12 protein-coding genes and 1 riboswitch are annotated in these 14404 nt (G+C 44.4%); of the genes, 3 read left to right on the top strand and 9 right to left on the bottom strand.

The window, feature by feature from the left end; translation table 11 throughout:
* Positions 1-36: 36 nt before the first annotated feature.
* Together VFDL14_RS20350 and VFDL14_RS20355 are read right to left on the bottom strand one after the other, a co-directional pair.
* Positions 37-912 (bottom strand): multidrug transporter, encoded by an 876-nt coding sequence (locus VFDL14_RS20350; RefSeq protein ID WP_032549186.1) that lies wholly within the window; start codon positions 910-912, stop codon positions 37-39.
* A 75-nt stretch (positions 913-987) separates the two neighbouring features.
* Positions 988-2460 carry a carboxypeptidase M32 gene (locus tag VFDL14_RS20355; protein WP_032549717.1) on the bottom strand — a complete coding sequence of 491 codons (1473 nt, stop codon included), beginning with the start codon at positions 2458-2460 and terminating at the stop codon, positions 988-990.
* A gap of 278 nt (positions 2461-2738) precedes the next feature.
* Between VFDL14_RS20355 and VFDL14_RS20360 the strand changes: the two genes are divergently transcribed.
* Positions 2739-3383, top strand: coding sequence for a LysE family translocator (locus VFDL14_RS20360; protein WP_032549185.1), 645 nt, complete (start codon positions 2739-2741; stop codon positions 3381-3383).
* A gap of 81 nt (positions 3384-3464) precedes the next feature.
* On the opposite strand, the gene VFDL14_RS20365 is transcribed toward VFDL14_RS20360, so the two are convergent.
* A complete protein-coding gene (locus VFDL14_RS20365; protein WP_032549184.1) occupies positions 3465-4847 on the bottom strand; it encodes an alanine/glycine:cation symporter family protein in 1383 nt (460 codons plus the stop codon).
* Positions 4848-4966: 119 nt separating this feature from the next.
* Positions 4967-5086, bottom strand: a riboswitch (glycine riboswitch).
* 301 nt (positions 5087-5387) lie between these two features.
* Between VFDL14_RS20365 and VFDL14_RS24615 the strand changes: the two genes are divergently transcribed.
* Together VFDL14_RS24615 and VFDL14_RS20375 are read left to right on the top strand one after the other, a co-directional pair.
* On the top strand, positions 5388-5546 hold the full coding sequence (locus VFDL14_RS24615) for a hypothetical protein (RefSeq protein WP_032549183.1): 159 nt from the start codon (positions 5388-5390) through the stop codon (positions 5544-5546).
* Between the two features lie 108 nt (positions 5547-5654).
* Positions 5655-6389: a chromosome partitioning protein ParA gene (locus VFDL14_RS20375; RefSeq protein ID WP_032549182.1), complete on the top strand. Its 735-nt coding sequence runs from the start codon at positions 5655-5657 to the stop codon at positions 6387-6389.
* Between the two features lie 122 nt (positions 6390-6511).
* Here VFDL14_RS20375 and VFDL14_RS20380 read toward each other — a convergent pair whose 3' ends face one another.
* From VFDL14_RS20380 to VFDL14_RS20400, 6 genes are all read right to left on the bottom strand, one after another.
* Positions 6512-8053, bottom strand: coding sequence for an alanine/glycine:cation symporter family protein (locus VFDL14_RS20380; protein ID WP_032549181.1), 1542 nt, complete (start codon positions 8051-8053; stop codon positions 6512-6514).
* 632 nt (positions 8054-8685) lie between these two features.
* Positions 8686-9849: an ABC transporter permease gene (locus VFDL14_RS20385; protein WP_032549180.1), complete on the bottom strand. Its 1164-nt coding sequence runs from the start codon at positions 9847-9849 to the stop codon at positions 8686-8688.
* Complete coding sequence (locus VFDL14_RS0122910; protein ID WP_050487306.1) at positions 9846-11036, bottom strand: ABC transporter permease; 1191 nt, start codon at positions 11034-11036, stop codon at positions 9846-9848. Before VFDL14_RS0122910 ends, VFDL14_RS20385 begins: the two co-directional genes overlap by 4 nt.
* Before the next feature lie 8 nt (positions 11037-11044).
* The gene (locus tag VFDL14_RS20390) at positions 11045-12019 is read right to left on the bottom strand and encodes an HlyD family secretion protein (RefSeq protein WP_032549179.1); all 975 of its coding nucleotides are present in this window, start codon (positions 12017-12019) and stop codon (positions 11045-11047) included.
* Positions 12020-12022: 3 nt separating this feature from the next.
* Positions 12023-13465, bottom strand: coding sequence for a TolC family protein (locus tag VFDL14_RS20395; protein ID WP_032549177.1), 1443 nt, complete (start codon positions 13463-13465; stop codon positions 12023-12025).
* 472 nt (positions 13466-13937) lie between these two features.
* A complete protein-coding gene (locus VFDL14_RS20400; RefSeq protein WP_032549176.1) occupies positions 13938-14165 on the bottom strand; it encodes a hypothetical protein in 228 nt (75 codons plus the stop codon).
* Positions 14166-14404 lie beyond the last annotated feature (239 nt).

Raw genomic sequence — 14404 nt, 5'->3', positions numbered from 1 at the left:
TGGATGAGGGTGATCATTTGTAGCAACACCAATCAACTATTGCCACATCACCAAGATGGCCGCAATCGCGATAAAGAATAGGGCAAGCATGTCTTTATTCTTAACCGGCTCTTTCAGCCAGAATATCGAAATGAGCATGGTAAAAAACACTTCGATTTGCCCGAGTGTTTTGACATAAGGCACTGCCTGCAGCGACATTGCGCTAAACCAACCAAGTGAACCGACAAAGCTCGCGATACTGGTCATGATCACTAATTTGGGTTTGGTGAACATCAGCTTCAATGTATTGCGGTCTTTTAAAAGCAAATACGTTAATAGCAGTAGGGTTTGCGTCAGAATTACCATGAACAACACCCACGCAGCACTGTGTGGGAATGGCAAGTTAAGGCTCAAGCTCGCCTCACGGATCCATAGTGAAGTGAGAGCGAAAGCGGTGCTACAAGCGAGGCCGATTGAAGCCGTCTTTAGAGATACACTACGAACACCATTGGCACAACTCAGCAGAAATACCGCGACCATACCAAAAGCGACGCCAACCCAACCGAGTAGTGTTAACGAAGTACCAAAAAACAGCATTCCTAACAGCGCTGAAACAGGAGCTTCACTTTTTGCCAGCCCAGCACCAATTGCAAAGTTACGCTGCTTAAACAGTACCACCATTAAACCTGTGGCGACGATCTGCGTAATAGAAGCGCCTGCCAGAAAGAAGTAAGAATGCCCAGTGAAGGTTGGCATTGGGGCATCTTGGTATTGGTATAGACAGAACAAATAGATTAGGGCAAGAGGGCTTGCCCAAAGAAAACGCGCAAGTGTTACCCCTGAAACGTTCAAGGTTTGACTTAAGCGGCTTTGAAAGGCGTTTCTCCATGCTTGGCTCGAAGCGGCAAGCACAGTGAACAGGATCCATTCCATGGTTATCGTTCCTTGGGAAGGAGAAAAGGAGCAGCGTGTGATTCGCGCTGCTCGGTATTGGTTTTGACTACGTTTTTACAGGTAGCGCGCTTTCAAGTGATCTTGGAAGAACTTAGCATTCAGCGTTTCACCTGTCGCGCCTTTCACTAACTCATCCGTAGTGAGTAGGCTTCCTTTGCTCCAGATGTTGCTTTCCAACCAGCTAAAGATCGGCGTAAGATCACCAGATTGAATCACTTGGTCAACATCGACAGTTTGCTTCATTGCTGCCATAAACTGCGCTGCATACATTGCACCTAATGTGTAACTAGGGAAGTAGCCAAATGCGCCGTCAGTCCAGTGAATGTCTTGCATACAGCCATTAGTGAAATTACCTTGAGTACTAAGCCCTAGGTAATCTTGCATCTTTTGGTTCCATAGCTCAGGTACGTCTGTATGCTTGATGTTACCGTTGATCAAATCGCGTTCAATTTCATAGCGTAAGATAACGTGCGCTGGGTAGGTTAGTTCATCAGCGTCAACACGGATAAAGTCTTTCTTAACACGGGTGTAGATCTTCTTGAAGTTCTCTTGCTCGAACTCTGGACCGCTGAACTGATTACCAGCCATGCGAGCCAAATGTGCGATGAAAGCATCGCTTCTACCAACTTGCATCTCAAAGAACAGAGATTGAGACTCATGAATACCCATTGAGCGCGCTTCGCCTGCTGGTGTGCCTGCTAGTGCTTTTGGTAAACCTTGTTCGTAGCGAGCGTGGCCAGTTTCATGAACAATGCCCATTAGTGATTGAACAAACTCTGACTCATCGTAGCGGGTTGTGATACGCACATCTGAAGGCACGCCGCCACAGAATGGGTGAACACTTTCATCTAGTCGGCCATGTTCAAAGTCGAACTTGAGTAGTTTCATTACCTCAAGGCCAAGCGCTTTTTGTTTGTCTGTTGGGTAGTGTCCTGTTGGGGCAATCAGCTGTTCCGTCGATTGCTTCTCGATAACTTGATCAATCAAGCCAGGAAGCCAAGTTTTTACATCGCTGAAAAGATCATCAAGAGAAGCAGAGCTGGTGCCCGGCTCGTAGATATCCAGCATTGCATCATAAGGCGTTAAGCCTGCAGCATCGGCTCTGATTTGTGCTTCTTCACGAGAAAGTTCGACAACTTCACGCCAGTTTTTCTCGAAACCAACCCAATCATTTTCACCGCGCTGTGTTCGCCAAGCATGCTCACACTTCGAGCCCGCAAGAGATTTGGCTTGCACCAGCTTTTCAGGAAGAAGATTTGCTTGTTGCCATTGCCTTTTAATCTCACGCAGTGACGATTTTTGTTCTGCATTTAAGTTTTCATTCTCAGCGTCTGCGATCCAGTCAGCTAATTGAGGTTGCGTCATTAGACCGTGAATATGAACGGATAGCTCTGCCATCGCTTCACTACGTGCTTGGTTACCACCTGCAGGCATCATAGATGCGGCGTCCCAGCCACAAATTGCAGATAAATGTTGGAAGCGTGAACATTTTTGAGAATGTTCAACCAGTTTTTTGAATGCGCTCATCATAATTCCCTGAGAATAAAAGAAATAGTTTAGCAACCAACGCCATAGTGACCAATAGGTTTGTTCTACAAAGCGACCTTGGTTGTAAATAATTTGTAAACCAAAGAGCAGAAAGTAGGCCAAGGGTTTTATAAAATAAGTGGGTGAGAGCAACACAAAGCTTAACAAGCGAGGACGAATTGAGTTAATCTGCAGCATATTGATGATGCTTTGCCTCTGTCTTATTTACTTCAGATATCAGTTGGCAAGCTAAGAGTTTATTTTGCAAGGATGCGGTTATGATACTGAACTTTGAAGCCTTTATTGTGGCGATCACCATTTTGACTTTGACGCCCGGGTTAGATACAGCAGTGGTGATTCGTAATACCACCCGCTCTGGGATGAGAGATGGTGCGGTGACAAGTTTTGGTGTTTGTTTGGGTTTGTTTGTGCATGCGACCTTCTCGGCGATTGGCATTTCAGCGATTCTTCTTCAATCTGCCGAGCTGTTCCAAACTGTGAAACTTATTGGTGCGGCGTATCTGATTTGGCTAGGTGCTTCTAGTCTTTATGGTGTCTTCAAAGGCAATGCAGGGTTTGAGGTATCAGACGCAAAACATGAACAACTGAGCGTATCTCGCTCTCTTAGAGAAGGTTTTCTCTCTAATGTGTTGAACCCTAAAACGGCGGTCTTTTATCTAGCATTCTTACCGCAGTTTATTGACCCTCAAGGTTCGCCATTTATGCAGTCGATGTTGATGGCCGGAATCCACTTTATGATTGCTATGATTTGGCAGTGCGGCATCGCTGGTGCGGTAGGCTCAGCCAAACAGCTATTCAAGAGCCCTAAAGTTATTGGTTGGATGGAAGGCGTGACGGGTGCAGTATTGATTTCACTAGGTATCAAGTTGATGCTGGAAGAGCCACCAACGCCAACAGTTTAATAACTGAATGTTTGAGATAAAAGAAAGCCGAAGTGTTCTACTTCGGCTTTTTTGTATGTTCGATATTACCAATCTACTCGCTTAAACCATCGACGGCTTACGTGTGCTCTTTGGTTCGCCTTTCATTGTCATTTGATTAAAGAACTGTTTCGTTTCTTCAATCACGACTTGGCGTAGCAAGATCAAACCGATTAGGTTCGGTACAGCCATCAAACCATTGACGATGTCGGCCAGTAGCCAAATCACGTCGAGTTTTAGGAAGGCACCTGATGCAACCAACGCAATGAAGATCACCTTGTATGGTAGAACCGCTTTGGTACCAAACAGGAAGACAACACAGCGCTCACCGTAGTAGTTCCAACCTAGAATAGTCGTGAAAGCAAAGAAGATCAGACCAACAGACACCAGCATTGGACCAATTGTGTCGGCATTAAGACCAACAGCAAAGGCGTGCGTGGTCATCGCTGCACCTGAAAGATCTGTTTGCCAAGCACCTGTTACGATAAGTGCCAAACCTGTCATAGTACAGATGATGATTGTGTCGAAGAAGGTACCCGTCATAGAGATAAGGCCTTGCTTAACACATGAATCTGTCTTCGCCGCTGCAGCTGCCATAGGTGCACTACCCAGACCAGATTCGTTAGAGAATACGCCGCGAGCAATACCCGATTGAATTGCTAGCATGATGCTTGCCCCTAGGAAACCACCGGTTGCAGCAGTATTGGTAAACGCTGAAGTGATCACTAGGCTAACCGCATCTAACAGTTGATCTGCGTTCGATAGCAGGACACTCATACATGCGACGATGTACATGACAGCCATCGTTGGAACGACTTTACCGGCTACTTTAGCGATAGACTGGATACCGCCAAGGGTTACAACAGCAACAAGTAGAGTAAGTACGACCGCAGATAGCTCACGAGAGGCACCAAAAGAGATTTCAGTTGCGTCAAGAATTGCGTTCACTTGCGGGAAAGTACCGATACCAAAACAGGCTACGCCAAGTGCAAATACAGCGAATAGAACCGCTAAGATACGAGAGCCAACACCGTATTGTAGGTAGTACATTGGCCCGCCGACCATCTCGCCTTTACTATCGACTTTGCGGTATTTAACGGCAAGAAGGCACTCTGCATACTTAGTCGCCATACCGAACAGGGCTGCAAGCCACATCCAGAAAAGCGCACCCGGTCCACCAAGTTTAATAGCAGTAGCAACACCAACGATGTTACCAGTACCAATAGTCGCAGAAAGGGCGGTACATAAAGCAGCAAAGCTAGAAACATCACCATGACCAGATTTATCTTTGGTGAACACCATCTTCAGAGCAGTTGGCAGGTGTCTAAACTGGAGTAAGCCTAAGCGAAAAGTAAAGTAGATACCTGTACCAACGAGCAAAGCAAGCAGCGGTGGTCCCCAAACAAGTTGGTTGATGGTTTGTAATGTTTCTTGTAGATAGTTCATAGGTTCCCCTTAATAAATAAAAATTTAAGGAGAAGAGTGAAAGGGCAGTGCTGATCAATGAGATCGCACCACTTAATACATTATTACTGTAGTTAGTGTTCTGAATTAAGGTTGTTGCTTTCCACTCCTCTGTCCTTTTGCCTGAGAGTTTCACTTAGCGAAAAACTTACTGAGAAGTTTTGGTCTCTAAGCTTGCTCCTTCGGCGACCGATCTAACGGTTCTCTCCAGAGGTTCCTCCAACGACAGTCCTCGCTTTTCTGATTTTCATCAGCATAAAGCACCTGAAAGATTTACTTCTTCGGCGGGTCAATCTAACTAAATGTTAAAATTTAGTTAAAAACCACTCTCCTGCAGTCTTCATCGGAACAATTACCTAGATGAATAGGTAATCTGTACACGTATCCTAGATCAGAAAAAGTGTGATGTCAGTAGTAAAATATCTGTTTGCACAAATCTTGTTCAACTAAATGATCAAACAACGTGACTCTGACGTAACTTGCTTATTTAAATGGTATAAAATAGAGAAACAAGGAGGAGTTATGACTCGACTAATCGCAATTGTTTTTTTATTGGCGTTGGCGTTTGTACTGTTTCGTTATCGGACCAACGAAAAAGTGCAGAAAAGCGTAGTGATTGTCATCGTAGGTGGCTTTTTGTTGTACACCGCAAGCTTAATGTTTTCCGAGCTAACACGCTGAAGCTGACTGGTGACTTCATTAGGTGGAAGTATGCCACAGCCAAGAGTAGTACTTGTTGCTGTTAACTTTGCAGTGACATTGTAACCTTTAATGAATTGGAGTAACCCTGTGAGCCAACAATCTGGGCAGAATGAACAAGACGAAGTGGTTGTCATAGAAGAACGTGACAAACGCAGTCAGCTATACATTGGTATTGCCGCCGTTATGGGTTTAGCCCTTGGAGGTCTGATTGGCTCTTCGGTCACAGCATCGAAATGGGAGTCAACCTATCAAGTCTTAGAGTCTCGCTATCAAGAGTTGAAGAACAGTAAGCAGCAGTTGGTGACACAAGTTGAAGCTAAGGTAGCTAAAGTTGACTCAGAAATTGGTAACCAAGTTGAAGCAGCTCTGCAAAAACAAGCTGAAGCGCACCAGAAAGAGTTGGATGAGATAACAAAGCAGACCGCTGTTCTCGAAAAAGCCAATTACTCGCTAGAGCAACAACTGAATGAACAAAAAGTAGCACTAGAGCAGTCAGAACAAAACAATCAAAAACTCAACCGCCAAGCGGACATGCAATCGACCATGTTTGAGCGCTCACGTGAACTGTTCCGTAAAGAGTTACAAATTACCCAAGCGCTTGAAGCGTTAGAGGCAGAGCGTGATAGGTTAGAGCCTAATCTAAAGCCGCTTAAGAAGCAGTGTGATACATTCCTAGAGGGCACGTCTTGGGATGCGAAATCAGACTCTTGTGACAAGCTTGATGCTGCTAATTCTCGTTTGAGCGACATTAGACAGATGATAGAAGTTCATAGAATGGACCTTCAGCAAATCAAAGATCTGACTGAAGAGATTGGATTGTAATCTCTCGTACTTTTTCTACATTCGATTAAACAAAATTCGATTAAACAAAAAAAGTCCATATCATTGCTTGATATGGACTTTTTGCTATTTGGTCAATAGGGATCTGTTGCTAAAACAAGATTCTATTTTCCGTATGTTTTGATCTCGCCTGACTTCACTCGAGCTACGAATGACTGAAGTTCTTTTTTCACAACAGGCATTAGGAAGTAAAGACCAAGGATGTTGAAGATAGACATCGCGAAGATTGCTGCATCTGAGAAGTCGATTACCGCACCAAACTGAATTGTCGCACCAATCACAACGAACACACAGAACATCACTTTGAACACAAGCTCAGTTGCTTTACCTTCACCGAATAGGTAAGTCCATGCTTTCAGACCGTAGTAAGACCAAGAGATCATAGTTGAGAAAGCAAACATGATAACAGCAAGAGCAAGGGTGTATTTGAAGAAGCCAGCTGTCTCAGTAAACGAAGCGGCTGTTAGTGTTACACCAGTTAGACCTGAACCATCGAATGGACCTGTGTTTAGACCTGCGATAGTGATAACAAGTGCTGTCATTGTACAGATTACAACGGTATCAACGAACGGTTCTAGTAGTGAAACAAGACCTTCCGTGATTGGCTCTTTAGTTTTAACCGCAGAGTGAGCAATCGCAGCAGAACCTACACCAGCTTCGTTTGAGAATGTCGCACGTTTCAAACCTTGGATTAGGGCACCAATGAAGCCACCTACAACACCTTCACCAGTAAATGCACCAGTAAAGATAGCGTTGAAAGCAGGGCCTACTTGATCAAGGTTAGAACCGATAACAATAAGAGCCATACCGATGTATAGCGCTGCCATCCAAGGTACAACACGCTCAGTTACAGAAGCAATCGAAGGCATACCACCAACAATTACAGAGAAAACCAAACCAGCTAGAACAAAGCCTGTAATGATGCCGTACTCGCTTGGAATGTCGAATGCGTAAGTTAGCATTGCGTGAGCTTGGTTGGCTTGGAACATGTTGCCGCCACCCAGAGAACCCAGAATACACATTAGAGCAAAGCCGATAGCCAGTGCTTTACCTAATCCGCCCATGCCACGTTCGCTTAGACCTTGGCTTAGATAGTACATTGGACCACCAGATACAACACCTGAAGGTAAGATGGTGCGGTATTTAACACCTAACGTACACTCACAGAATTTTGATGCCATACCAAGAAGGCCACACAAGATCATCCAGAATGTTGCACCTGGACCACCAATTGCTAGAGCAGCACCTACACCTGCGATGTTACCAAGGCCGACGGTTCCGGAAAGGGCAGTAGCTAACGCTTGAAAGTGAGAAACCTCGCCGTCTTCTTTGGAGTTAGGGTCTGTGTATTTGCCTCGAATAATGTCGATGGCCATACCCACGCGCTTAAATTGAACGAAGCCAAAATAAACAGTAAAAATGAGTGCAGCGAGCAATAACCAACCAACAATGATTGGGAAGTTAGCTTCGCCAACTGGCACACTTTTGAATATTAATCCAACGAACCATCCAGTATATTCGTTGAAAAAACCATCAATGCTTTGGCTTAAATTACTGATTGTTTGATTAAATGACCCTTCTTCTGCAAATGCGGTGGAACTGAATAATAATATAAACCCTAAAAATAATGCTCTTATGTTTTTCATGGTTTTCCCTGTATTTTACTAAATTTTATTTACTGCTGTTGAGCTTGCTTTCTATTAACTTTTATTTTCAACAAGTTATCTATTCATTTGGTTGGCAACAAACGGCTTGCAACTAACTCAATACTTCGAATAAATATAATTACTGAACAAGTTTTATATGGATATAGCTTCTCTGTGTGAGTAAGGTCGTTCTATTTTTATAACTGACCTTGCTGATAATCCTATACATAAAAATAATGGCATTAAAGAATTTTTTACAATTAATTTACATTTGTTTGGGCTCAGTCATCGTTTTCAGTAAGTCATTGTTTTGAAATTGCGACTATTGGCCTTTTAGAATGAACATCAGTTTGCATGTTGAGCCAAACCTGTGAAATTGTGTTGACCATGTTGCTAAAGGGAGTGTTTTGAGCTTCTTGAGATGGCCATTGGTGCGGTAAAAAACTGACGGTAGAAGTCAGCAAGTCGCAGTCGGTAAATCTTATATTTTGGCTGTATAAAAGTTAGAGCTATTTACCGGTGTTACTTTATATTTGGCGAATAAAAAAGCCCTTTATAATAAAGGGCCTTTTGAGAAGTAATTGTTAGTGTACGTTATTTTTATAAACCACAAAGCTTATTGCTAGTAGTTATTAGTTATACCCAGCGGTTCGTTTCTGAGATTTGTGAAACAACTTAACCGCTAATAATGAAGACCAAAGCGCGACTTGTCCCCATAATAAAGTCCACTGCGGTGCTATATCTTGCCAAGTGGCGCCCATCTGATTTATACCAAGAAAGCCTTGTATTGCTGGGGTACTTGGAAAGAGTTGCGACAGTCCAACCAGCCAAGTTGGCATCATCTCAACAGGCCATATAAAGCCTGAGGAGAAAATCAAAGGCATAGAACTGATCAAAACAACGACAGTGACCCATTCTCTTCTTGGCACAAATTCACCAATCAAGATACCAACTAAGCAGCTACCGACTAAGAATGGGAGAAGTAATGTAAGTAATTGACCATGAGTTGCCAGTGAGTTGATGCCGTAGAAATCGAAGCTCGCCCCAAAGTAATACATAGCGAGTAGGTAATAGATGCCCACGAGTACACAGCAACGAGCGACAATCAGCTTTAAGCTTGAAACCCGTGACCAATATCCTGGGGTTGCTTGGCTATTTTGGGTTGCACCGATTAAGCCAGATGCCATCGCGAGGGTTTGCTGGAGTATCAAAACAAAAACCGCTGGTACAACGTAATCTATGTAGCCCATACGACTGTTAAACGTTGGTTTGAGGTTGAGACTGAATGCGTTATACCCATTGGCTGCAGTTTCTAACGGTGCGCCTTCAACGAGTAGGTGGCTGACTTTAACCTGTGCGGCTAGTGTGCCTCCCGCTTTAGCCAAGCCCTCGATGATAGTACCGTACACAAGAAAGAACGAAGCATCGCCCGCATACGATAGTGTTGGACTTTTACCTAGCAGCAAATCTTTGTAGAAATTCTCTGGAATCACGAAAAAGCCACCAATTTCCTGATTCAGTAGCGCTTGTTTAGCGTCTGCGAGACTAAAATCACGGCGAGTGATGTCAATTTGAGGTGTGGCATCGACCATACGTTCTAGTTGATAGCTGCTCTGGCTACCATCCAAATTGACCACTGAGGCTTTTAGTTGCTCAGGGGTCTGTTGTGAATAAGGCAGAGGATAGAGAAAAGAGTAGAAAATCACCCCACCAAAGACGGTCAATAAGACGACTGGGTTTTGGACGACAGCTAAGAGCTCGTGCTTAATGAGTTCGATGAAGCTGACTGGTTTCATTGTACGGCTCCAATCACTGGTTGTGCGTTCAAATGTTTACGGATCAGAAGCAGTGTGATAACCGCTGGAATCACGTAGCCGAACATTGGTAGCAGCTGCATTATCGTTTGCGCTGCATTAATGCCGTAACTCGACAGTGCGGTTTGAACTTCAATGTAATGACTAATCGGCAGAAGACTGCGCCATGCTTGCGCGGCTGCATTCATGTCTGTTACTGGAAAGGTGATCCCCATGAATGCAAAGCTTGGAGCAGTGAATGCACCTGCAAAGCTCATGGCTCTCGCGGGATCGAGTGTCAAAAAGAAGAAGGCACTGCCCATGATCATGCAACAAATGACGGTGATCAGTTGTGCGAATATCAGAGGTGTGAAACTCCCGTGATAAGGCCAATCCAAAAATACGTAAAACCAAGCCATAAAGCTGATACCAAACACTAAGAACAGTAGAGTGTAAGGCAGCAATGTCGAGGTAAGTGCTTTTACTGGCGATGTACCGAGCCATTTTTTCAACACTCTTTCACGACAATTGGCAGCCAAAACCAATATGGTTCCGACGACAATCATGATCTGCCACAGGGCAGGGATGATCGCCGATACTAAGAACTGCGAATAGCTGGTGTTCTTATTGAATAGCGGGGTAATCTGACTTTGGATTGTCAATGCTTGGCCAAGTGCTGATTTCACCGTTTTGTTGCCATGGGATAACTGCTTAGCGACTTCAACTTGAGCATTAAATGTTCCTTGTGCTTGTAACAGAGCCGAGTTGACCAGCTTACCAATCAGGATAAATTGGCTGTTATAGAACACAGAAACCTTAGGGTTCAGTCCAAGGTAGATATCGCGCTCAAAATGCTTAGGGATGATCACGTAGCCATAAATATCACGTTTGACCATGGCTTGTTTTGCTTGGCTAATATCTGTGAATTTTTGCGTCACCGCTAACGTTGGAGAGGCATCAACTAAACGAACAAACTGCTGAGAAAGCTGGCCATGATTTAAGTTCACCACCGCAACAGGCAGATCGCGAGCAATACCTTGAGAGAAAATCAACCAGATACTTGCTGCCAGAAGTAGTGGGATCCAAGTGAGGCTCGATAGCAACCATTTGTCTTTGCGCACGATTCGCCACTGACGCACAAATTCGCTATCAGTGGCTTCAACATCGTTGGGTTGAGGGGAATAGGACATAATTGACCTTACAATTCAACGACCAAACTCATACCCATGCGTAACGTATCATTGTTATCGACTGGGCGAGCTTCAATTTCAAATGTTCTTAGGTCAAAGCCTTGTGCGGCATCCGTTGATCGCCAAGTCGCAAAATCACCCATGACGGCAATATGACTCACTTCGAATGTTACGCTTTTATCAAGTGCAGGAAGGTAAGCATCAAATTGGGATCCTTTTTCGAAGTACTTAAGGTGATCTTCTCGAACATTGAGCACAGCCCAAGCGTCTTGCGTGTCGATAACAGTGACAACAGGGAAACCTTGAGGTGCCAGTTCACCACTGCTTAATAGCACTTGAGCAACTTCACCATTAAACCAACTGTGGATTTGTGTATCTTTGGCGTAAGCCTCAACCTCGGCAACGGCGCCTGCAGCCATTAACGCTCTTTGAGCTGCTGCGACTTTGGTTTCATCACGAGCGCCTTCTTTAGCCAGCTTATACATCTGAAGCGCGGCACTTTCTGTATATTTCGCTGCTTGCCATTGAGTTTTCGCTTCGTCACGCTTTTGCTCAGCAACGACGCCGTCTTTATAGAGGTTGTTGACTCGTTGGTAAGTCTTCTCCATTAAATCAGCGGCTGCCTTGGCTTTTAGCCATTGATCTTTCGCAGCTTGGATTTGCTGCTCACGTGCGCCTTTCTCGGCTTCTTGTGCAAGTGCGCCTGCTGCTTTCTCTCCAGCTTTTGCTTGCTCAAGCTTTGCATCGATCTCAGGGCTCAGTAGTGAGAAGACCAATTGACCTTTTTCAACGGTGTCACCTTTACGAACGAAGACTTGGTCGATACGCCCTGGCACTTTGGAAGAGATGCTGTATTGCTGAGCATCGATCTGACCTTGAATCTTAACAGGCTGTGGCAGGTATGCTTGGTAGAAGCTGTACCCAACCCAACCGACAATGCCAATACCGATGATTGAAGCGATAAGTGGTTTAACAGATTTCATGAATCATCCTTTTGTATTGGTGTTGTGAGTATTTGGGTAAACAGCAGAGGTTGAATAACTTGGGAATGTATTCATCTCACTGCTAAGCGCTAATAGTTTGTTTAGAGATACGAGATATTGAAAACGAGCGACCGATTGTTGAGTTTTGATGCTCGCCAAATAGAGTTCGGCATCCACCACTTCTAACGACGTAGATAAACCTTGATTAAAGGCTTTCTTGCGCAGTAATAGGTTTTCTTGCGCTAGCGACAAGCTTGAGTTTAGACCTTGAACTTCTTCAACAGCCTGTTGTGCCTCAAGGTAAGTTTTTTGAACCAATACTGTGAGGTCTTGTTTTGCTTGAGACTTTAGATATTGAACTTGTGAAACCGCACTGTGCGCAGCAGCAACCTTGTCGGAGCGACCTGATGTATCAATCAGTGGTACATTGACCCCAATCCCTACTAACCAGTCGGGTTTCATTTCACTCGCAAGTGAGTCATCTTCATGCAGGCTGTAGTCGCCGTATAGGTAAACTTCCGGATAGTATTTGCCTTTCTCGGCTTTAATTAGGCTGCTCGCTTGCTTCTCTTTGGCGTCTAAAATGCTCAAACCTGGATAGGTCGTTAGTGTCTGGTCAACAAAGGTGTCCATATTTGGCAGGTTGTTGTTGATGAACAGGGCTTCTGATGGCTCAACGGTTTCTGAGAGGCCGAGAATCTGAGTTAATGCAAGTTGGGCGATTTTAAGGTCGTTTTGAGCTTTTGTTCTTTCCACGATTGCTTTATCGAGAGAGGCGTCTGCTTGCAATCGTTCTACGCGCGCAATCTGACCTTGCTCTTCCAATTTAATCGCAAAATCTCGGTGTTGAGTTAAGCCGGCTTCTACCGCTAAACGGGTTTGGACGACATCTTGTGCCAGAATCACAGAGAAGTAGTACTTGGTAAGATCCTCGTAGCGCGCTTGTTTCTCCATCAAGAACTGACTTTGCGCTTCTTCACTTTGGCCTTCCGCCGCCGTCTGAGCAGCCGTAATTCGACCACCTGTGAAGATAGGCCACACAGCACGTATAGAAGAACTGAAGATGTCTTGTTCTGTAATAGTTGAAGTGATACCACCTAAACTGCCGAGAATAGGCTGCAATGCTGGTCCTAGAGCACCTAAACTGGGCACTCCACTTAAGCTATCCGCAAACTGCTCCCCATTGATTGTTACATCGCTATCGAGGTGTGTGTAGTTTGCACCTAAGGTAACAGAAGGTAAGTTGAGGCTGCCAGTTGCGTTTTGAAGGTGCCGATAGCGCTCTACGTTTGCTTGCTGTGCCGCTAGAGAATTATTGTTTTGTTGTAGCAGATCCCATGCATCAGGAAAGGAGAGAGGCGCGGCAAAGCTGGCCGAACTTACACAGCTTATTAGCAGTGCGGCCAGTGAAAATTTTGGTCTGAATTTTGGTGATGTCATCTTCATACTTACCAAATTAGAGTAATGACTCTAATGTTAACAGGCCGATCCGAATTTGTCTTGAACTGATTGAGCAATTATCTATTGCGTGAGTATTACGTTCAGTCTAGATGCGGTGTTGTATTAGAAATAGAAAGAGCACGCTAGAACGTGCTCTTTGACTAGGGCGTGTTGACCTTTCGTGGTTAAGTTTTGTTCGAGATAAAAGCGTTTTAATCGCGGCGAGGGGGAAGTAGCCTAGTCATTCTAAGCAAGTCCCCCTCAACAAAGAGTAAAACGCTTTTTGCGGGGGCGCCCAGCTCGAACCCTTCGGGCAGCGTTTGCTGGTCATTTCTACTGCGTTATCGGCTTTTCATGTAGGCTAGCTACACATCAAAACCTCTGCCTTGTAGAAATACCCAGCAACTCGCTGCAAAAATCAGCTCGAAAGATCAACACGCCCTAAATATAGAAGTGATTGTTTTAAAATGAAAATGTTCTAATCAAAGCCTGGGCAGTGGTGGTCTGCACGCCAAACTAGATGACGCGAACCTTGCATTGTTTGAAGCAAATCTCTTCCGGACATTTGGGGGAACGCCAATAACACTTTTAGATCAAGTGGCGAAGTAGCATCTTTTTCGTAAGCTCTGACGTGCGTAAATGTCGATTGTAAGTTTTTGAACAGCATAGCCTTAGTAAGGCAAATTCCAAAAGAATCGCGTTTCATTGCCTGGTTTCCTTTTCAACAATGTTATTACGTTATGTTTTTAATCCGTTTTTGAAATCGACTGCGTCACTTTTGCCAATCAGCATTTATTATTGGAGTGTCTGAGAACTAAAGACTACCTCTTTTGTTGTTGTGATTTTGGTGGAAAGTCGACCCATATCAATAGGGTAATTCTTCCACATTAACGTAGGTGGGCTCATTTCCTACGTGCTCTTGTGACACATACGATAATCGCTAAT

Origin of the sequence: Vibrio fortis (genome assembly GCF_000695685.1) — a bacterium.
In the GTDB taxonomy this organism is placed as follows: Bacteria; Pseudomonadota; Gammaproteobacteria; order Enterobacterales; family Vibrionaceae; genus Vibrio; species Vibrio fortis_A.
Note: the sequence above shows the minus strand (reverse complement) of the source record. Positions and strands in the feature narration are given on the sequence as shown.

What these genes read in the sequence shown, in the direction of transcription:
- VFDL14_RS20380 (WP_032549181.1), bottom strand. Translation starts at nt 8,053, where the DNA reads ATGAAAAACATAAGAGCATTATTTTTAGGGTTTATATTATTATTCAGT.
- VFDL14_RS24615 (WP_032549183.1), top strand. Translation starts at nt 5,388, where the DNA reads ATGACTCGACTAATCGCAATTGTTTTTTTATTGGCGTTGGCGTTTGTA.
- VFDL14_RS20350 (WP_032549186.1), bottom strand. Translation starts at nt 912, where the DNA reads ATGGAATGGATCCTGTTCACTGTGCTTGCCGCTTCGAGCCAAGCATGG.
- VFDL14_RS20365 (WP_032549184.1), bottom strand. Translation starts at nt 4,847, where the DNA reads ATGAACTATCTACAAGAAACATTACAAACCATCAACCAACTTGTTTGG.
- VFDL14_RS20395 (WP_032549177.1), bottom strand. Translation starts at nt 13,465, where the DNA reads ATGAAGATGACATCACCAAAATTCAGACCAAAATTTTCACTGGCCGCA.
- VFDL14_RS0122910 (WP_050487306.1), bottom strand. Translation starts at nt 11,036, where the DNA reads ATGTCCTATTCCCCTCAACCCAACGATGTTGAAGCCACTGATAGCGAA.
- VFDL14_RS20385 (WP_032549180.1), bottom strand. Translation starts at nt 9,849, where the DNA reads ATGAAACCAGTCAGCTTCATCGAACTCATTAAGCACGAGCTCTTAGCT.
- VFDL14_RS20360 (WP_032549185.1), top strand. Translation starts at nt 2,739, where the DNA reads ATGATACTGAACTTTGAAGCCTTTATTGTGGCGATCACCATTTTGACT.
- VFDL14_RS20390 (WP_032549179.1), bottom strand. Translation starts at nt 12,019, where the DNA reads ATGAAATCTGTTAAACCACTTATCGCTTCAATCATCGGTATTGGCATT.
- VFDL14_RS20355 (WP_032549717.1), bottom strand. Translation starts at nt 2,460, where the DNA reads ATGAGCGCATTCAAAAAACTGGTTGAACATTCTCAAAAATGTTCACGC.
- VFDL14_RS20400 (WP_032549176.1), bottom strand. Translation starts at nt 14,165, where the DNA reads ATGAAACGCGATTCTTTTGGAATTTGCCTTACTAAGGCTATGCTGTTC.